We start from the raw sequence: 18,773 nt of genomic DNA on the forward strand, positions 1-18,773 counted from the left end.
CATAAACAGCTAATTTATATAGCAAAATTCAGTGGTGCTGGCCCCTTAATTGAACAAGAAAAGCTCTCCCAATTAAGATGGGGGTCACGTTAATTTTTTCTTGTTTAATTATCATCTATACTCGGCCACTAGTGCGATACCCAGGCACTTTGTTCGCATTAATGCGTACAAGTATCCCAGAACTAATGCTGGTAATATTTGTGATTTCCTCACTAACACTACCTTTACCAACAGCAACAATTGAACCAGTAAAAATAACTATTATAACAAAAAAGCAAAAAGAGACCTGGACCTATTCATTTTCATTAAGTATTTTTATTGCATATTCATGTCCATTTTCAGCCGCTTTTTTTAAATAATAATCCGCATAAATACTATTTTTTAACGGAGAGTCTCGCAGGCCGTATACTCCAAAAAAAGATAATATAAGTTCTTATACATATCATTTGAAAAACCTTGCTTATCAGCTCTGTTTGATAGATAAGAAACCATTTTAAATAGTGATTCTGAATCATTCTTTTTCATTGCTTCATCTAAAGTCAATTGACCGAATAATATAGCAGCCTCATCATCACCCACATCAGATGCTTTACGTAAGGAATTTTTAGAAAAGCAATATCACCATATTTTCCAAGTTGATATGCATAATATAAATTTACACTAGAATCTAAAATACCTTCCTCAAAAGATAACTCTAGTAGCTTGGTACCTTTATATACATCTTCTGCTTTTTCACTTGTAATTAAAAAACTACCCAGAATATGCTTTGCTCTTATATTCCCTAAATCCGATGAAATTGAAAGCATTTTTCTAGCTTCTTTATAATCTGGATTTTGGTTGTATGCTCCCAAATATAAAATGTAACCAGACAGAAAATACGCAGTGCTGTCATTCTGCAATATCCCTTGTTCTAGTATATTAGAAACATCTTTCCATTCGAGTTCCTGTTGTGCGTCAATATCATCCTTTATCAACTCTAAAGTAACATTCTCACTACAATTACCCTTTGCTTGATGGCAAAAAAATACTACTAACAATATAAAAAATAAAAACTTACTCAATTAATCCCCCAGCGGTCCCTTAGACTGATTATAAAACGACTCTATGAAAGTACTGCTTATTACGTTAAAATTTTCTACTACAGGATAACTATAATTCATATAGCCTTCAGCAGTTCCAATGATAGCTGAAGCTTCAACTCCAACGTACCCCATACAAGAAATTAGGATGACAGCCATCTTAATTTAACCACAAAACTGTGCCACTAAATTTAATCTTTTTGGCAAAGATTTCATCTTTTTTACTCCGTTCTTCGCTAAGAAAATTAGGATGGATGTTAACGTTATTTTTTTATCGTCAACATACAGTAATAAGGAGGTGACGTGGTCAACTAAATTCAGTCACCCTAGTTAAGAAACCATATCTAATGTTTCGATTCGTTCTTCAAAGTCATTTGGGCTTTGATAATTTAAGTACGAATGTAAGCGACGACTGTTGTACCACATACAGATGTAATTCATTACATCCTGTTGAGCCTCATAACGCGTTGGGTAGTTTTTCCAATGCACGCGCTCTTGCTTCAAACTACCGAAGAAGCTTTCTGCAACAGCATTATCCCAGCAACAGCCTTTCTTACTCATGCTACCAATGAAGTCATTTGACTTGAGCAATTTACGATATTGGTGGCTTGCATATTGAACCCCTTGACCTGAATGGATAATTAACCCTGTTTTGGGCTGGCGTTGCCACATCGCCATAGTCAGTGCGTCACAGACAAGCTGCGCTTTCATTCGTGAGCCCATGCTCCAACCAACGACTTTGCGCGAATATAAATCAATCACTACCGCCAGATACAACCAACCTTCTGCAGTCCAAACATAAGTAATATCTTGTACCCAGGCTTGATCAGCTGCTTCAACGTTGAAGTTTTGCTCAAGTACATTGGGATAAATAGGCTTATTATGCTCACTATTCGTTGTCACTTTGTATCTCTTTTTATAACGCACCCAGACATTTGCCTCTTTCATTAGCTGTGCTGTTTTGTGACGACTCACCGGAAAACCGAGTGCATTTAAGACTTTCTGAATACGCCTTTCACCGTAAGTATTATCACTGAAGTGCGCTATGTCCTTGACACAATCAATCATTTCTTGATGTGTTGGATCCTCTGATTTAGTTGAGAATCGCTTTTGATAACTATAGTAATTGTTACTTTTTACACCCAGTATTCGGCACATTGTCGCCACAGGCCAGGTCTTCTTGTATTGGGTTATGAACGAATATTTCACTTCGTTTCTTTGGCAAAGAAGACCGTCGCTTTTTTTAATATTTCACGCTCCATTTCTAGGCGTTTCACTTGCGCTTTTAGCTCTCTGATCTCTTCTTGCTCAGGGGTTAAATTACCGTTCCCTCTAAAAGCATGCCCATCATCATTTTCAGCTTCTTTTATCCAGCGACCAAGCATGTTGGGATTTACCCCTAAATTTCTAGAGGCTTCTGCTTGTGAGTAGTTTTGCTCAACAACTAATGCGATAGCATCAAGTTTAAATTCTTTGGAATACTTTTTACGTTTTGTCATTATCGATCTCCAGTTAAGTTGATTATCTCTTAACTGGGGTAGTCGAATCCATTAAACCACGTCAAGGTGTTATTATTCACAGTAGTATAAAGGACTTAACTTAAACCCACCCTCTTCGATTCCCGTAAATAATTTTCACCACATAAAATTATGCAGGGTGTCATCATTATTTTTTAGTAACTCTGCTTTTCAAAAAGATTGCGACGCACCATTACAGTGATATTAAATAAGATGAAAAGCATTAATTTTTTATGTTTATAAACTAACTCGTTTTGACTAAAAGGGAACGCCTATATGTGTCTTTGTTATTTCCTTTATTTATACTTATCAATAAAATAACCTAATTTATATGCGACTAAAAATGTAACTATCAGTATAGCCAAGGATATACTCAACCTTTTGAAGGCAATTAACTTCAGTTCAATAGGATTAAGTAAAGCAGCTAATAAATTGCCGAGCACACTTAAAAATGATAGTAAGAATAAAAATAAAAGAACGAAACCAATAATTTTTTCAATCATTTAATTACCATATATAGATTCTTGGCTAAGTAATAGTTGCTTCAAAAACCAAAGTAGACTGCCACATTAATTGGACTAACAAAACTGCGCCACTAAATTTACTTTTTTGGCTAAAGTTTATTTTTCATTCCATTTTTCGCTAAGGAAATTAGGATGGGTGTTAGATTTATCATTCGAGTACCGATTACCTGTAACAACACGACAAGCTGATCAAGCATTTTAGTTGAGGGGTAGGCTGAAATAAAAATATACAAAGCCAGAAAGTTTCTGGCTTTCAAATAACAATTTAAAATGAAAGGATGCTTATCGCTGATAACACATATTTACCATTTCTTTTTAGGAGCAAATAATATATCCAAGTCGTCCTGCTCTTGTTCGTTTTTCTTTTTAAGCGCATTAGCATTCGATGCCCGAAGCTCTACACTAATTGCCTCTAGATAACCTTCCACTTCTTGGCGTTTAGCTGAAACATATTCGTCAGAATAAGTAACCCCGTTAAGAGTAACTTGGGCTTTTTCAAAATATTGCCTAGCAGAACCTACCATGTTTGCCGAACGTGCTGATAAACCGCGTTTTATTTGGCTTTCTATATTGATACGAAGTTGAAGCTTTTCTAATCGTTTATCTTCAACCGTAAACACTTGGCTATCAACTCGCCCTTTATTGTGTTCTGAGCGTAACACTATACGTAATTTTTTTATACCTTGGATAAGACTTACAAGCTGTTTGTCGTTACTTGGTAAAGACAGCGAGTCATTATTATTGCCTTGAACAGGTTGCGTAAGATGCTCTTTTGCTTCACTTAACCTGTTTTTAAGCGCCTTTGAACCAGTGGAATTTGCCACCATAGTTTTCAGCGCTTCATAAACACGGCGTTGTAGTACGCGAATAATAGATTCGGACAAAGGTATGTTGGCACTATTCGCAAGTGCTTCTTCAGTCTCTTCTATTATCGCCTTTTGCTTTGTAAGCTCTTTGCGACGTTCGCCTTCTTGTTTCTCTTTGTGTTGCTGTACAGCACTTACCCAAAGCGCAATCACAATAAGTGCGACTATGAGCACAATAATAATTGAAACGATCATAGTGTAATTCTCGGATTCATATCTAATTTTTTAATCTTACATTAAATATATACTAACAGGGTAGCTTTGCGCTGCTTAACTTATAAATATGCTAAAAAAGCATTACAAGGAGGGCCTATTATAAGATTATCTCGGATAATCATTGCTATCTGAAGCATATTTATTGTGCTAGCCTTAGATCCCAAACAGATAAATGTGTATGCCTAAAACTCAAGGTGAATTTTAAAATTAAAAAACGCTTGGGTTTAACACGTATTACCTTTATAAATTATATGAATAACAACGTTAAAATATGCAGCTATGAAATTACAACAACTCAGATATATCGTAGAAGTACAAAATCATAAATTAAATGTTTCAGCAACTGCTGAAAGTTTATTTACCTCTCAACCTGGTATTTCTAAACAAGTACGTATGTTAGAAGATGAGTTGGGTGTACAAATTTTTGGCCGCAGTGGTAAACATTTAACCCATGTGACGGGCGCTGGCGAAGAAATAATTAATATTTCCCGAGAAATACTTTCCAAAGTAGAAGGCATAAAAGCGGTTGCAAATGAGCATACATTACCAGATCAAGGTAAGCTTAATATTGCAACAACTCACACGCAAGCCCGCTACGCTCTTCCGAGTGTTATTCAAGGATTTATGAAGAAATATCCTGCGGTTTCACTCCATATGCACCAAGGTACACCACAACAAATATCAGACGCAGCTGCTCGTGGCGACGCTGATTTTGCAATTGCGACTGAGGCACTTCATCTTTATTCAGATTTGGTTATGTTGCCATGCTATCACTGGAATCGCAGTATTGTTGTTGCAAATGACCATCCTCTTGCGAAAAAAGTAAATAATTTAACTGTTGCCGACATAGCGCAATATCCGCTCATTACTTACGTATTTGGCTTTACGGGTCGCTCAGAACTAGATAAAGCATTTAGTGCACATGGTCTTGAACCCCATATTGTATTTACAGCAACCGATGCTGATGTAATTAAAACCTATGTTCGTCTAGGGTTAGGGGTCGGTGTAGTCGCTTCAATGGCAATAGATCAAATAAGTGATACCGATTTAGTCTGTATTGATGCGAGCCATTTATTTGAGGCAAGTACCACTAAAATTGGATTTAGAAAAGGCAGTTTTTTACGCACTTATATGTATGACTTCATTGAGCGTTTTGCACCACACCTAACAAAAGAACGTGTTGAACGAGCAAGTTTATTGCGTAACCAAGATGATGTAGATAAATTATTTGCAGATATCGAATTACCAGTTAAGTAATCAATAATTTAATTAGTTAAAAACCGCGTAGATATAAAATGCGGTTTTTTTAATACTTTATAATAGTAAACAACCCAAAATTTTAGGTTAGCGCGTGTTTATCTTCAAAGGTTAAATTTACAGCGATGTGGTCATTTCCCATATACAAGCAATCACAACACGCAAATACCAAAAAATCATTTTATTACGTGCGATAAAGTACTTTAATTACATGCCAGCCAAATTTTGTTTTAACTAGATGAGGCTCTAAAATTGCGCCTTTAAACGCAACCTTATCGAACTGTGGAACCATTTGCCCACGACCAAATTCACCTAAATCACCGCCTTTTTTACCCGATGGGCATGACGAATACTTTTTAGCTAAGGTTTGAAACTTTGCACCTTTGCCCAACTGCTTAATAATATCTTCTGCAATCTCTTTGTGCTTAACCAAAATGTGAAGTGCGTGTGCTGTATTTGCCATGAAAAAAGCCTTTTCTACCGTTAGCTAAAATTAAACGCGGCGATTTTAACACAACCCCATACACCTAGCATCTACTTATACCATAGCTATAGTTACCACACGCCTTGCAAAGATTTATAGATTTTAACTAGAATCTTATATCCGATTAAAAATGCCATTTTTACTTTTTAATAAAATAAAAATGACATTTTAGCTAACTTAGATTTTTATGGCTTAAAAAAGCTTAATACGATCAAATTAAATAATCGTTTTACGTGACCTCAGGTGGTTAGCAGGATCATGCGAATACCTTTCTTTTACCTTCATAAGATCCTCATAACAGCCAAGAAAATAGTCTTTTGTAGGAATTGCACTGTCTTTAAAGCTAATAAATGCGCCTTCAGTCCCTTCAATTTGGGTCTCTCGGCTTACCTCAATCCAATCCATTGCTCTATTAATGTAATTGTAGACTTCATTATTTTGACCTTGTTCTTTTAACTCAACAGACTCATTCCACCATGTTTGGTACTGAATAGTGTACTGCGATTTTGAATAAGGAAATGAAACGCGGGCGTTTGCTTCTTTTTCGCTTATTTCATTATAAAAAGGACCTGCAATTGCACCAAGTGTAACGTAGCTGAATAAACCTAAATCACTACTCTTAGCATTAATCAGATCTGACGTTAAACTTTGAATTAACTGCTCTTTTCCGTTTTTTGTTAAACCGCTACCTTTTACAACCTTAGAGGTTAATTTATGGGGTGCTGGTGCATCAAAATCAGGCGTAAATGGCGTGCCATCGGCATTAGCTAAACTACCTAAACGCTTTTGCTTTTTTAATACATCGAAAAGGGAGTTTCGTGACCAATTTCCCATTAATGCACTATTATAGTTCGCTTTAGTATCTGTACCTTGATGTATTGGCGTACTATTTGGAAAGTACTTTGAGACAAATTGTTCTAACGCTTGCCAACTTCCCTGCCAATAGCCGTACATGGTACTTGGGTGGTACAAAAGCTTGTTTTGACTGTTAGCCGCAATAGCATTAATTTTTAAATTAGTGCCTACCAGCTTGTCGGTACTTGCATTATTTATAACGTCTTCCCATCGCGATAAAAGCTCAAGCGTAGACAAATCATCCTCATTAGTATTCCAGTTTATTACAAAGCGATGGATCTCGTCTGGGATCTCAAATGCTTTTACTTTAAAGTGGGTAACAATACCGTAGCTTAATGCCCCGCCACCACGTAGTGCCCATAGTAGTTTTTTATGGGATGGGTCGTTTGCATCAACAATATCGTCCTCAGCATTTACTTCGATAACTTCACCGTTGCCTAATACAACCGTAGCCCCCACTAGCGATTCACAACACATGCCTTTACTGCGAGTCCATGGCCCCCAGCCTCCGCCTTGAATGAACCCCGCCAAACCGACTGTTGCGCATGTACCATGCGGTATTGTCAATGGCGGGTTATTGTCAGCAAGCTTTGGTACCACCTGAAAAAAGCGATAACCGGAGCCTATATTTGCAATATAGTCACCGTTCACTTTCTTAACGTTAAACTCTTTTAATCGGCTCAAATCTAATAAAATCACATCGGTGCCCGTACACTCCCCTTCGTGATCGTGCCCACCAGAACGAACGCGGATCGGTAAGTTTAAGCTAATTGCTTGCTTGTAAGCCTGTGCTACATTTTCTGTTGATTCACACATTACGATAACTGCAGGATTGAATCGCAAACGAGTATTAAATATAAGGGTTTGCGCTTGATACCCTGTTAAACCTGGAGTTTCAGACACCGAGGATGATGCTTGAGTTAGCAGCTGATCATCCTTAAAACCCGAAGATTTAAGTGCTTGAACAAATTTAAGCGTATTGTTCCAATAGTTTAACATCAGGCTCTGTGCGCTTTTAAGTTGCTCGTGCGGCAGCTGCGAAACTTCATGAACTGTATTTGGGTTATTCATCGTATATTCCCTTTATTATCCTTGTGACATATACACTCGTCACGTTTTTGACCTGTTACTGATTCTGCAAGCGTTTGGATTGCTGGCGCTAAATCATCACGTGCAATATCAACTTTAATGAAGTAAGGCGTTGACGTATCTTCATATAAGATATTAAGTGCATTTTGCAGATCCGCCACCGAATTGACATTTAAATATTTAACACCGTAAGCTTGAGCTAATGCTTCGTAGTTCCAAGAAGGTAATTCATCAAAAGGAGCAAATTTCCCCTCAGGTGTAAATGCGCAAATATCTACAAATGATTGCTCAATGGCATACACCTCGTTACTCATTACAAATACAGCGGTATTACAGTGATTACGACTCAGTGTTGAGAGTGTCTGACACATCATCATAAAACCACCATCACCTGCAATAACTATACTGCGATTATCATTAGCAAGTGACACACCCAAAGAGCATCCGGTTTCATGGCCCAATGATCCCCACGCGGCATCACTAACAAAGTGGCTTTTTTCTATGCCAATCAATCTTGCAGCCATATAAAGTGATGAACTTTCACCTAAAATAAGGTTGTAACCTTTTAAGCTACGAGATCCGTTTAACTCTTGTTGATAAAGAGTAAAGAAGCTTTCGTAGCTTATTTGGCTGTGAAAATCAGCAAGCTCAGTGTTTAATGGTGTATTTAACTTAAAAGAGACTGAGTTCAAAGACGAAGTTGATCGCTCAAAATATGCCGTCAATTCGCTAATAAATACAGTTAAGCTGGTATGGATGAAGTGATCACTATTGCCAACAAGCGCACCATCCATATTAACTCTTATTAGATCAGAGCCTTGCTTAGTTAGCATAGTGAGGTAATCATCAGTAAAAATAGCGCCAAGCGCTAAAATTGCATCGCACTGCGACACATAATCGAACGTTTCAGGTAATGAGGCTTCACCTGCATAGGTGCCTACAAATAAATCGTGACCGACTCCACTTCGCTCGCTGATCACCGATTTAGCTAACGTGGTAGTGGTATACGCAATATTAAGCGAAGTTAAAAGCTTCTCTACTTTATCTTGTAAACCTAATCTCGCTATTTCTATGCCAAGCATGATTACTGGCTGTTGTGCAGTTTCTAGCTTTTGTATAGCCGCGTGTAGTAATGCATTTTGCATATTTAAATCAACGGACGTATCGGTAATAACAAGCGGGTACGCTGGAGTCGGGCATTCTGCTCCCCACACATTTTGCCAAGCTTCTAAGTAAATTGGCCTTTTTTCTTTTATTGCACACGCCAACGCTGCATCGATAATTTGAGGAGCCGTTTCAGGATCTGACAGTATTTCGCTTGCCACGGTAACACTTTCAAATATAGTTTGGTTTGATTTATAGTTACCCGTTGAATGATGAAATAATGCGCCGGTATCTGCGATAATTTTTCGATCATCAATTGATGGGCTGGCCGTTATCACCACCACAGGATTTCTTTCAACATAGGCCCCTGCAATTGCGTTTATAACACTTAATGTACCGACTCCATATTGTACAGACACTGCGCCAATCCCTTTGTAACGAGCATAACCTTCGGCCGCATAACCTGCACCTAACTCCGTTATGTCGCCAACCGCATCAATACCATCAAACTTATCAAGTGCGCTCATAAACTCCTGTACATAGTCACCCGGTACTTGGAATATTTTATCTAGGCCTTGCTCTTTTAAGCGCGTTAATAAATAGTCAGCAACTGTAAATTTATTGGTACTCATGGTTAATCCCTTCGTATGCAAATTTTGTTACTTCGTCTAGCGTTTTACTGCATGCATTAGGCTGTTTTTTTTCAATTTTATCGTTACAGGCTTTATTACAATCAACGGGTAAATAGTTATGTTGTTGCTTTAGCCAGCATGGTGTGGGTAAATCAAAAAATTCCTCGAGTGTTGATTCTGCTGTATTTAAAGCACCTTCAACCCAACCTTGCTCGTATGAGTACGCCTCACCAATAATATAAATCTTTTCTTTCTCAACAGGGTGGCGCATACGACACATAATTTCATCTAAACGGTAATTTGCTTTCCATTCATGCCATCCTCCGCCATATGGGGCGTCTCCCCAATCTTGGTAAATGGCAGAATACGGCATCGCCAATTCTTTTTGCTCATGAAGCGCTTCAATTTGTCTATGTGCGGATTCCACCATACCTGTGGTTATTTGGCATTGGCTTTTAGGGACTATTTCTTGTGGGGTATAGTCTTCACATCCATAGCTGGGTGTATAACCTGAATATAACTCACCAGATTCCAAGCCTTTCCAATAGGGGATAGAGCCAATGTCATTATATGACGCCATCAATAACGAGTTTGTATTTGGTAAACCGCCTGCTTGGTCGCACTCTGTTCCCATATAATATGTTTGCCTAATTGGTAAGTCGGTCACTGAACGACCTGCAACTAGGCCTAAGCTTCGCCACCAAGGCTGCTCGTAAGCCATAAACATTTTTAGCGCTTTTTGTATAAGTACTGAAGGGATATTTTCTTTTAACCACGGATCAGCAAAAAACTCCGACTCGATAAGTTCTAATGAACGTCGTGGCATTGCCAAAATTAGTTGTTTCGCTTTTACAATTTCCTGATCAGTGACGGTTACGTCATCAATTGTTTTGCCGTATTGATCTGTACACGTTGATTGAAATATTAATTCATATCGATAATCAGGATCATTCAGGTAGTTAATTTTTACTAGCCGTTTATTCATTTGTACTTTTTCGTCTTCGGCTAAACAACTTTTTAACGCTTTAAACTGCGCGCACAGCGTTAATGGCAGTGCCTGAAATCCATCTGTGAGAGTGAGAAACTCAGTGTCATCACTGTATTCTGTTGCTGGGAGCTGAGTAACCGCACTTGCATTAGCAACATTAGCATCGTACCCGCCCGCCTCTTTCATGAATAAATAAGCTTCGTTACTTAGTACTCGCTCAAGTAAATTCCAAAAACCATACTTCCAGATCTCTTTGCCAAATACTTTAACTTTCATTTGCTCGCACAAGCTCATGTCAGCAAAACCAGGACAAATTAAGTTCATCACCTTAACTTGTAAATCCTCGGGTCCATAGCCGCGTTCAGATGCGTTTAACTTATAAGGTATTTTGTCAGGGCACTGCGCAAAATCTCGGTAACGAAAATACTGACCGCGCAAATAAAAGAGATTATTTTCACTGCCCGCTTTTATATCTTTCACAGCGGGATCTTTTGAATCAGGGTACATGGGTAAGGAAGAGCCCATTGGGAAGTTTTGCGTTTTCAGGTTCAAATCATTAACTAATGCATTAACCATAACGTGATCTGAAGGAATAAAGCGCATTCCCCCAACTCGGCAACTACATTTGGTAACCCTGGTAACTTTTTACTATATAAACGCCCGCCTATGCGGTCACTGTATTCAAATAGCGCAATACGCTTTTCTTTGCCTTCATGCTGTTGTAGCCTCCACGCGCTGTAAACACCAGACACACCGCCACCAACAATTGCTATATCAAGTTCGTTTTTCATAGTCGTCTTTTCCTTAGCTAGATTAAGCTAAAGTTACCCATAAAGACTACAAAGTTCTATTACGCTTTATTACACTCTATGACAAATATCTGTCCAACCACATCTAGCAACGACGGTTCTTGTATTAGAAAATGAGATAAGCTGTGAAATAAACTAGACACTCGCTGTAATTTATCTGACAAAAGTTAAGATAAATATCAACGTTATTCTATTCTTAGCGGCAGCGCCAATAACAACCAAGTTACAAATAATGCGCAGCGTCGCTTGGTGCGGGAATTCTACAATACTGATATTTTCCAAACAAGGTATAGCGGTTTAAAGCAACCCTATCGTACAACCAGTTATTAAACCTATTTGGCAAAATACTAAATACGTTTGCTAGTTTGTATGGGTAACCTAGCTGCTTAACAACATTAAAAAAAGCATGGCTTTGTGTAAATGCTTTACCATTTTCAACAAGCACCATTGAAGCGTATTCACTGGTTGAAAAACCAAAGTGTGTTAACAACAGTTCTCCTTTTGGAGATTGCACGCTGCATAATTTAAAAATAGTATTTTTATCGTGAGCAATAATAAAATTACACCACGCGCTGCACAGCTTACATTGCGCATCAAATAAAATAATTTTTTGGTTTTGCATTAATATAGCTGCATCATCGCCCATAAAACTTTCCTTAAATTAAGTACTTTACTGTTGCACCGGCTTTTTTAGTAACTTGCGCTGCAAAGTACGCCTATGCATATTAAGTTGCCGCGCGGTAACCGACACATTGCCATTATTACTGTGTAATACTTGTTGAATATGCTCCCACTCTAAGCGCTCCGGCGACATAACCGCATCATCAATAACATTCGATGCCAATGCCACAGGCTCGGTGTTAAGCGCTTTTAATAATGTTGCCATATCAACCGGCTTAGTAAGGTAATCGTTTGCACCTAACCGCATTGCCTCTACTGCGGTTGCAATACTTGCAAACCCAGTTAGTAAAACAATATGAGTTTGGGGGAGCAAACTACGCAGCGGCTTTATTAACGCCAAGCCATTGTCATCGCCTAGTTTCATGTCTAATAAAACAAAGTCGGGCAATAATTTACGCGCAGCAAGTAACGCATCACTTTGGTTATGGGCCACCTCACAGGTAAAGCTTTGTTTAGTTAAGCGCCTTGCCAGTGTGCTGGCTAAATTAATGTCGTCTTCAATTATAAGTAACTTCATGAGGCTGTTTTCTCGGTGTTTACAATAGCGAGTTTAACTTTGGCGACAGCGCCGCCATCTGCATGGTTAAACAAGGTAAGTGAGCCATTTAAACGCTCAAAAGTAACATTTGATAAAAGCACAGCAAGCCCCATTCCCTGATCGCTTGGCATAAGTTGCCCGCCAAGTTCTGCTAATTGCGATGATGAAAAGCCACGGCCAAAATCGCGAATTAACAAGTAAACGCATTCACTATGTAAGTTATCTTGCTGCCAACTCAGCTCTAATTGAGTTTGGCCTTGTTTTTGATTAGCGAGCGCGGCGTTTTGCAATAAATTTAAAATTGCAGGCAATAACATCGCATCACTCAATAGCGTTGCCGCAATAGGTGGCGTAATCCATTTAATTTGCTGTTCAGGGTATTGCAGTAAAAGCGTATCTGTAATTTGCGTTTGCAGTTGCTTTACGGTGGTATGCTCTTGTGAATTTTTAAGGCGTAATTGCTCTGAGAGTTTTCTAAAGTCGTTAAGCTGTGTACTGCATTGAGTAAGCGGCGCTTGCATGTGTTTAACAATAGGGTTGTTTGGTTGCTCTTCTAATAACTCTTCAAACAGTAACTGTAAGTTTGCAATTGGGGTCGCTAGTTGATGGGTTATTTGTGCAGCGGCCCCATCAAGGGTAACAAGCTGTTCATTACGCAATTGTTTTTCACGCACGTTTGCAATAATTCGCTCTCGCTCTTTAAGTGCCCTGCTCATTGCGCCAATCACTAATGCGATTACGCTAGCACTTAAAACAAAATTAACCCACATGCCAATAAAATGACCACTCATATTCATTTGATGCATACTGTGATCGGGCATCTTTATAAGTAAAAAACTGTATGCGGCAATGGCTAATACCGCAATATAAGCTAATCCTTTTTCTCGCAACGTAACAGCTGCTATCATTATCGGGAGCAATAACAGTGATACAAATGCATTAGTTGCACCGCCACTTAGTGAGAGTAAAACCGTTAAAAATAATACATCAGCGGTTAACTGCATCAACATACCCAAAGGTTTAGCGCGGCTCACATTACGATAGGCAAACAGGCTAATAAGCTGAAACACAGCCTCAACGGCAATAACAATCAGTAATGGCAGTAATGCAATTTGATGTTCTAATAAAAAATAAACGCTAAGCACCGCAATTAATTGCACGGCAATAGCGCCGCTTCGCAGCATTAATAGTCGACTAATGGTGGGGTCGGTACGCATTAACAAGAGGTAATTGCCCAATCAAATGTTTAATAAGGTTATTTTAACGGTTATGTGATTTTTAATCATCATCCATCGAAATTGAAAACGGTGCACAAGGCGTTCCTTGATGAAACACCATTTTCCATTGTTCATTACTTTTACGCCAAAGCGACATACGCAATGAATAATTAAACTCAGCGCGAGCAGAGCGCCTAAAAGCAGCTTGGTAACTAAGTTGCACTACATCATCGCTTAGCATTCGGCCCTTAAAATGCTGATTATAAAACTGTGGCACAACCTCGGTAGGTAAACGAGTTAGTACTTGGTATTTATTAAAGGTAGTGCCATTGGCAGCAATTTCGATAAATTCATCATCGAGTAAAGCATCTAATGCGCGCTCAGATTGGCGAACTTCTGGGTCTAGTAACTGGCGCTCAGCGTCAATCAAATGATTAAACAACGACACTTTTATTTTGCTGCTCATAACCTTCCCTATTGTTTATAAACTTGCCCGGCTTTCATAACAAATTGCACGTTTTTCAGTACGTCGATATTTTTAAGCGGTGAGCCATTCACACTGATAATATCTGCTTGTTTACCAACACTCAAGTCGCCAATGAGTGCGCTTTGTCCCAGCAGTTTAGCTGCATGTATGGTTGCTGATTTAATAGCTTGGGCTTCGCTCATACCATTGTTTACCATTAAACTAAATTCGTTAGCATTGAGCCCATGACGCGACACCCCAGAGTCTGTTCCAAAAGCTATATTGACCTTATTTTTCAGTGCAAGTTTAAACGAAGCCTGCATTTTTGGAGTTACTTCACGCACTTTATCGGCTATTTCCGGTGGCATATTTGGATTTGTAAGCACCTCTTCACTGACCGTTGCACCCGCTAAAAGCGTCGGTACTAAATAAGCTCCCGTTTTTTTAAATAACTTTATTGCCTCTTTATCTAAGTAAGAGCCATGCTCAATGGAATCCACACCGGCTTTTAAGGCCGCTTTTATACCTTGTGTACCGTGTGCATGGGCTGTAACTTTACGCCCTAAGTGGTGAGCCGTATCAACTATTGCAACCAGCTCTGCATCTGTAAGTTGTTGGTTAACACCAGCAGCGGTATTACTTAGTACTCCACCCGTGGCAGTAATTTTAATTACATCAGCACCACTTTTAATTACCTCGCGTACCGCACGGCTACAATCATCCGCGCCATTACAAATACCAATCCCGCCTGTAACCGCATCTGTAATATCTTTTCGATATCCGTGCATATCTGCGTGTCCACCGGTAGGCTATATTGTATTACCCGCTGCAAAAATGCGAGGGCCGTTAATATCATTTCGCTCAATAGCGCGCTTTAGCGGAAATATTACTTTGTGATCGCTACCTAAATCACGCACTGATGTAAAACCCGCATCGAGCGTACGTTGTAAATATTTAATTGAGCGCAAAGCATAATCGGCATCATATTCTGTAGCCCAGCGGTGAGGGTTTGCTTTTGAATCTCGCTCAAACGTAACGTGAACATGCATATCAATAAGACCAGGCATTACAAATTGATTTTTAAGATTGATAATATCGGCATCAGGTAGGTTAAGTTCTGCTTTTGTGAGGTAGCCGTTTTTAATGGCTGTTATTGTATTATCTGTTATGACTAACGTTTGCTCTCTTTTACTTTTTGATCTTCGGATGCAAGTAAAATACCAGCATAAATAATTTTATGCTGTTGAGCAAAAGCCCCATTTGTTATTAATGCCAGCGTTATTGAAGTGAATGTTGTTATTAGTGTTGTTTTCATACTTGCTCCTTTTTTATACTAGCATTACCTTAAATAACCTGTAATTGCGAATATTTACGATACAAAACATGCTATAAACTAGTCTTGAAAGCCGTTTTTTGGTATAACTCCCCCATTAGTAACACATGTCAGACCACCTTAAGAGAACATACTATGCCTTACGCACATATCACTGGTTGGGGTAAATGCATTCCACCAGCAAGCATTAGCAACGATGAAATTAGTGAAATAGTTGATACCACCGACGAGTGGATAACCACGCGTACTGGCATTAAATCTCGCCGAGTGAGTCATGTAAGTACCGCTGAGCTGGCAACCGTTGCAGCTAAGCATGCTATTGCGTGCGCAGGCATTGATCCTAAAGATATTGATTTAGTGATATTAGCAACCTGTACACCTTCTACTGTTGTGGCAAATACCGCCTCACAAGTGCAAAAAAATATTGGTGCAACAGGCGCTGCCGCAATGGATACAAACGCGGCATGTTCGGGCTTTTTATATGCGTTGCAAGCTGCTACAGCACAAATTCAAGCGGGTATGATTAAAAAAGCAGTCGTTATTGCCGCTGAACGTATGACCTGGTATGTAAACTGGGCACGTCGCGACAGCGCTGTTTTATTTGGTGATGGCGCAGGTGCAGTAATACTTGAAGCTGCCGATACCCCAGCTGGTTTACTTGGTACCAAAACCGGTTGTGACAGCGAAGACCGCGATATTTTACACATCACCAACTTTGGTAGCGATTTAAATAAGTATGAGCCAATTGGTCCTTCTGATTTATTATTTGAAGGCCGTGAAATTTTTAAACGTGCTGTAAAAGGTATGAGTGAAGCCTGCGACGACGTACTACAACAGGCCAACTTAAGCCTTGACGACATTAATGTACTCGTTCCACACCAAGCTAACTTACGTATTATTCAGGCTATTCAGCATCGCTTAAAAGTACCTGACGAAAAAGTAATGGTTAACATTGGTGACTATGGTAATACCTCTGCTGCGACTATTGCTATTGCGTTATGTGAAGCGGTTGAGCAAGGGTTAATTAAACCGCATTCAAATATTATGTCTGCAGCATTTGGTGCAGGCCTTACGTGGGCTGCAAGTTACATAAAATGGGGCGAACGTGTAACGCCTATTAGTGTAAGCGATGCTGCTTTACCACCATGTGATAAAACTGGTTTAGAGCTTGTAGCACCGGCCGTTAAAGCATGTAAAGAAGCCGAGCCTAGCTAACACAACATGTAGTAAGCCACATATAAAATGCACTTATTTAAGTGCGTTTTTGCTTTTTAAGGAATTAAATTTGAAACTTTTAGGTATTCATCACGCTGCTATAATTTGTAGTGACTATGCACGTTCTAAACACTTTTATAGCAATGTACTTAAACTTAACGTTATTAATGAGCACTTTAGAGCTGATCGTAATTCATATAAATTAGATTTAGCCATGCCCGATGGTAGCCAAATAGAGCTATTTTCGTTTGATGGTTCGCCCGAAAGACCCAGCTATCCCGAAGCACAAGGCTTAAGACATTTAGCTTTTAAGGTAGCGGATGTACAGATTGCAAAAACGTATTTAGAATCGTGCGACGTAAAAGTTGAGGATATTAGAGTGGATGAAATAACCGGCAAAAAGTTTACCTTTTTTGCCGATCCAGATAACTTGCCACTTGAGCTTTATGAGGTTTAAAACTCAAGTTATTTCTTACTATTAAATCAATAACTTACTTATTAAAACGATTTTGTAAGTAGTTAAATACAGCACGAATACCTAACGCTTCACCACCCGTTGGACGACCTGGTAATGCACGTAAGTTCCACGCCATTACATCAAAGTGTACCCACGGTGTTGTTGGTTCAACAAATTCTTTTAAGTAAAGCGCTGCAGTAATAGCACCACCAAACGGTGTACTTGCACAGTTTGCCATATCGGCTACATCACTTTTTAGTAAGTTTTTGTATTGCTCAAACAGCGGAAGTTGCCAAACAGGATCATGGACACTTAAACCTGCATCAATAATACCGTTTGCTACATCGCGCTCTGTTGAGAAAAAGCCAGGAAGCTCCGTGCCTAACGCAACACGACATGCACCCGTGAGGGTAGCAAAATCAATAATTAGCTCAGGATTATCGTTTTGCGCTTCGCTTAATGCATCACACAATACTAAGCGGCCTTCAGCGTCTGTATTATCAATTTCGACCATAATACCTTTGCGCGTTTTAATAACATCGCCTGGGCGAAATGCATTGCGCGATACTGCATTTTCAACCGCTGGTACAAGTACACGTAATCTAATTGGTAAGTTAGCTGCCATAATAAGCTGCGCTAGTGCAATTACATGCGCCGCGCCGCCCATGTCTTTTTTCATGTTACGCATGCCAGAGCTTGGTTTTAAATCAAGTCCCCCTGAGTCAAAACATACGCCCTTACCGACTAGCGTAATTAATGGAGCATCTGTCGCGCCCCATTTTAAATCAAGTAAACGCGGTTTATTTTCGCTTGCACGACCCACCATATGAATAGTCGGGTAGTTTTGCTCTAGTAACTCATCGCCAACCCACTGTGAAAATTCGCCATTGTAAGTTGCAGCTAAATCTTCCATAACTTGCGATAAATGTTGCGGCATCATATCTACCGCTGGAGTATTAACTAAATCACGTGCAAGTGTAATGGCATCAGCTTGTTGGCTAATGCGTTCATATAACGCTTTATCGCTAATGGCTAATTGCGCCTTTGCCGTTGGCTTTTCTTTATATTCACTAAATTCGTAACCACCAAGTACAAACCCTAAAGCAACCTGCTCTACAAAAGCGCTGTCGCCTTGAATTTGATAAGTACCTGTAGGAAGTGTATTTGCTAAATTACCCGCAGCCCAAAAATCATCGCTGCTTTGCATTAGACAAAATACCTGGCTTAACTCGCCCGTTTTAGCATCAGGAATTAAAGCAACACCTTGCTTTTCAAAACCTGTATTAGTTAACCAATTTTGTATAAATGCAGGCTGCTGTGCTTGCCAGTCAGATAATTCGTTTTTAAGAATAAAAGATAAAGGAATACCAGAAGATGTATGACGTAGTAATGCACTCATTAAAAAGCTCATATAATATAAAAATGGTACTTAAGAGCATATCAATA

General features: G+C 39.2%; 16 protein-coding genes and 1 pseudogene. 3 read left to right on the forward strand and 14 right to left on the reverse strand.

All coding sequences use genetic code 11. The annotated features are described in order from the left end of the window. Window positions 1-539: 539 nt before the first annotated feature. From P4S71_RS01135 to P4S71_RS01145, 3 genes are all read right to left on the reverse strand, one after another. Window positions 540-1,061, reverse strand: coding sequence for a hypothetical protein (locus P4S71_RS01135; RefSeq protein ID WP_337149859.1), 522 nt, complete (start codon window positions 1,059-1,061; stop codon window positions 540-542). A 348-nt stretch (window positions 1,062-1,409) separates the two neighbouring features. Further along, window positions 1,410-2,578 (reverse strand): IS3 family transposase gene (locus P4S71_RS01140; protein ID WP_442961640.1). Its coding sequence is split into 2 segments (ribosomal slippage): window positions 1,410-2,332 and window positions 2,332-2,578, totalling 1,170 coding nucleotides; the frame shifts between segments, so codons are not numbered across the junction. 844 nt (window positions 2,579-3,422) lie between these two features. After that, window positions 3,423-4,181 carry a hypothetical protein gene (locus tag P4S71_RS01145; protein WP_096794473.1) on the reverse strand — a complete coding sequence of 253 codons (759 nt, stop codon included), beginning with the start codon at window positions 4,179-4,181 and terminating at the stop codon, window positions 3,423-3,425. Window positions 4,182-4,481: 300 nt separating this feature from the next. On the opposite strand from P4S71_RS01145, the gene cysB reads away from it, so the two are divergent. Further along, the gene (cysB, locus tag P4S71_RS01150; protein WP_337149861.1) at window positions 4,482-5,459 is read left to right on the forward strand and encodes an HTH-type transcriptional regulator CysB; all 978 of its coding nucleotides are present in this window, start codon (window positions 4,482-4,484) and stop codon (window positions 5,457-5,459) included. Between the two features lie 184 nt (window positions 5,460-5,643). Here cysB and P4S71_RS01155 read toward each other — a convergent pair whose 3' ends face one another. The 10 genes and pseudogenes from P4S71_RS01155 to P4S71_RS01200 form a co-directional block, all read right to left on the reverse strand. Then, window positions 5,644-5,922, reverse strand: a complete 279-nt coding sequence (locus tag P4S71_RS01155) for a peptidylprolyl isomerase (RefSeq protein WP_149605028.1) — start codon at window positions 5,920-5,922, stop codon at window positions 5,644-5,646. A 237-nt stretch (window positions 5,923-6,159) separates the two neighbouring features. After that, the gene (locus P4S71_RS01160) at window positions 6,160-7,869 is read right to left on the reverse strand and encodes an FAD-binding oxidoreductase (protein WP_337149862.1); all 1,710 of its coding nucleotides are present in this window, start codon (window positions 7,867-7,869) and stop codon (window positions 6,160-6,162) included. Further along, window positions 7,866-9,623, reverse strand: a complete 1,758-nt coding sequence (locus P4S71_RS01165) for an alpha-keto acid decarboxylase family protein (RefSeq protein WP_337149863.1) — start codon at window positions 9,621-9,623, stop codon at window positions 7,866-7,868. The genes P4S71_RS01160 and P4S71_RS01165 overlap by 4 nt, the downstream gene beginning before the upstream one ends. After that, window positions 9,610-11,214, reverse strand: a complete 1,605-nt coding sequence (locus tag P4S71_RS01170; RefSeq protein WP_337149864.1) for a flavin monoamine oxidase family protein — start codon at window positions 11,212-11,214, stop codon at window positions 9,610-9,612. Before P4S71_RS01170 ends, P4S71_RS01165 begins: the two co-directional genes overlap by 14 nt. Then, window positions 11,172-11,402, reverse strand: a complete 231-nt coding sequence (locus P4S71_RS01175) for an FAD/NAD(P)-binding protein (protein ID WP_337149865.1) — start codon at window positions 11,400-11,402, stop codon at window positions 11,172-11,174. Before P4S71_RS01175 ends, P4S71_RS01170 begins: the two co-directional genes overlap by 43 nt. 241 nt (window positions 11,403-11,643) lie before the next feature. Beyond that, a complete protein-coding gene (locus P4S71_RS01180; RefSeq protein ID WP_337149866.1) occupies window positions 11,644-12,066 on the reverse strand; it encodes a thiol-disulfide oxidoreductase DCC family protein in 423 nt (140 codons plus the stop codon). Window positions 12,067-12,090: 24 nt separating this feature from the next. Next, a complete protein-coding gene (locus P4S71_RS01185) occupies window positions 12,091-12,618 on the reverse strand; it encodes a response regulator transcription factor (RefSeq protein ID WP_337149867.1) in 528 nt (175 codons plus the stop codon). Then, window positions 12,615-13,856 carry an ATP-binding protein gene (locus tag P4S71_RS01190; protein ID WP_337149868.1) on the reverse strand — a complete coding sequence of 414 codons (1,242 nt, stop codon included), beginning with the start codon at window positions 13,854-13,856 and terminating at the stop codon, window positions 12,615-12,617. The genes P4S71_RS01185 and P4S71_RS01190 overlap by 4 nt, the downstream gene beginning before the upstream one ends. Window positions 13,857-13,917: 61 nt before the next feature. After that, window positions 13,918-14,322: a nuclear transport factor 2 family protein gene (locus tag P4S71_RS01195; RefSeq protein WP_024595765.1), complete on the reverse strand. Its 405-nt coding sequence runs from the start codon at window positions 14,320-14,322 to the stop codon at window positions 13,918-13,920. Window positions 14,323-14,330: 8 nt separating this feature from the next. Then, a pseudogene (locus P4S71_RS01200) lies at window positions 14,331-15,637 on the reverse strand (amidohydrolase family protein). Between the two features lie 153 nt (window positions 15,638-15,790). Between P4S71_RS01200 and P4S71_RS01205 the strand changes: the two are divergent. Both P4S71_RS01205 and gloA2 read left to right on the forward strand, forming a co-directional pair. Next, a complete protein-coding gene (locus P4S71_RS01205) occupies window positions 15,791-16,870 on the forward strand; it encodes a ketoacyl-ACP synthase III (RefSeq protein ID WP_182712350.1) in 1,080 nt (359 codons plus the stop codon). Between the two features lie 70 nt (window positions 16,871-16,940). Then, window positions 16,941-17,327, forward strand: a complete 387-nt coding sequence (gloA2, locus tag P4S71_RS01210) for an SMU1112c/YaeR family gloxylase I-like metalloprotein (RefSeq protein ID WP_002959006.1) — start codon at window positions 16,941-16,943, stop codon at window positions 17,325-17,327. 34 nt (window positions 17,328-17,361) lie between these two features. Here the strand turns inward: gloA2 and P4S71_RS01215 are convergent, their stop codons facing one another. Next, window positions 17,362-18,726, reverse strand: a complete 1,365-nt coding sequence (locus P4S71_RS01215) for a leucyl aminopeptidase family protein (protein ID WP_337149869.1) — start codon at window positions 18,724-18,726, stop codon at window positions 17,362-17,364. Window positions 18,727-18,773 lie beyond the last annotated feature (47 nt).

The organism is Pseudoalteromonas sp. B62 (assembly GCF_037162565.1).
Taxonomy (GTDB): domain Bacteria; phylum Pseudomonadota; class Gammaproteobacteria; order Enterobacterales; family Alteromonadaceae; genus Pseudoalteromonas; species Pseudoalteromonas fuliginea.

Excerpts from the sequence above, each read along its gene's own strand:
- P4S71_RS01170 (WP_337149864.1), bottom strand. The coding sequence starts at position 11,214 with ATGCGCTTTATTCCTTCAGATCACGTTATGGTTAATGCATTAGTTAAT.
- cysB (WP_337149861.1), top strand. The coding sequence starts at position 4,482 with ATGAAATTACAACAACTCAGATATATCGTAGAAGTACAAAATCATAAA.
- P4S71_RS01190 (WP_337149868.1), bottom strand. The coding sequence starts at position 13,856 with ATGCGTACCGACCCCACCATTAGTCGACTATTAATGCTGCGAAGCGGC.
- P4S71_RS01165 (WP_337149863.1), bottom strand. The coding sequence starts at position 9,623 with ATGAGTACCAATAAATTTACAGTTGCTGACTATTTATTAACGCGCTTA.
- P4S71_RS01160 (WP_337149862.1), bottom strand. The coding sequence starts at position 7,869 with ATGAATAACCCAAATACAGTTCATGAAGTTTCGCAGCTGCCGCACGAG.
- P4S71_RS01185 (WP_337149867.1), bottom strand. The coding sequence starts at position 12,618 with ATGAAGTTACTTATAATTGAAGACGACATTAATTTAGCCAGCACACTG.
- P4S71_RS01215 (WP_337149869.1), bottom strand. The coding sequence starts at position 18,726 with ATGAGTGCATTACTACGTCATACATCTTCTGGTATTCCTTTATCTTTT.
- P4S71_RS01195 (WP_024595765.1), bottom strand. The coding sequence starts at position 14,322 with ATGAGCAGCAAAATAAAAGTGTCGTTGTTTAATCATTTGATTGACGCT.
- P4S71_RS01145 (WP_096794473.1), bottom strand. The coding sequence starts at position 4,181 with ATGATCGTTTCAATTATTATTGTGCTCATAGTCGCACTTATTGTGATT.
- P4S71_RS01155 (WP_149605028.1), bottom strand. The coding sequence starts at position 5,922 with ATGGCAAATACAGCACACGCACTTCACATTTTGGTTAAGCACAAAGAG.
- P4S71_RS01180 (WP_337149866.1), bottom strand. The coding sequence starts at position 12,066 with ATGGGCGATGATGCAGCTATATTAATGCAAAACCAAAAAATTATTTTA.
- P4S71_RS01205 (WP_182712350.1), top strand. The coding sequence starts at position 15,791 with ATGCCTTACGCACATATCACTGGTTGGGGTAAATGCATTCCACCAGCA.
- P4S71_RS01175 (WP_337149865.1), bottom strand. The coding sequence starts at position 11,402 with ATGAAAAACGAACTTGATATAGCAATTGTTGGTGGCGGTGTGTCTGGT.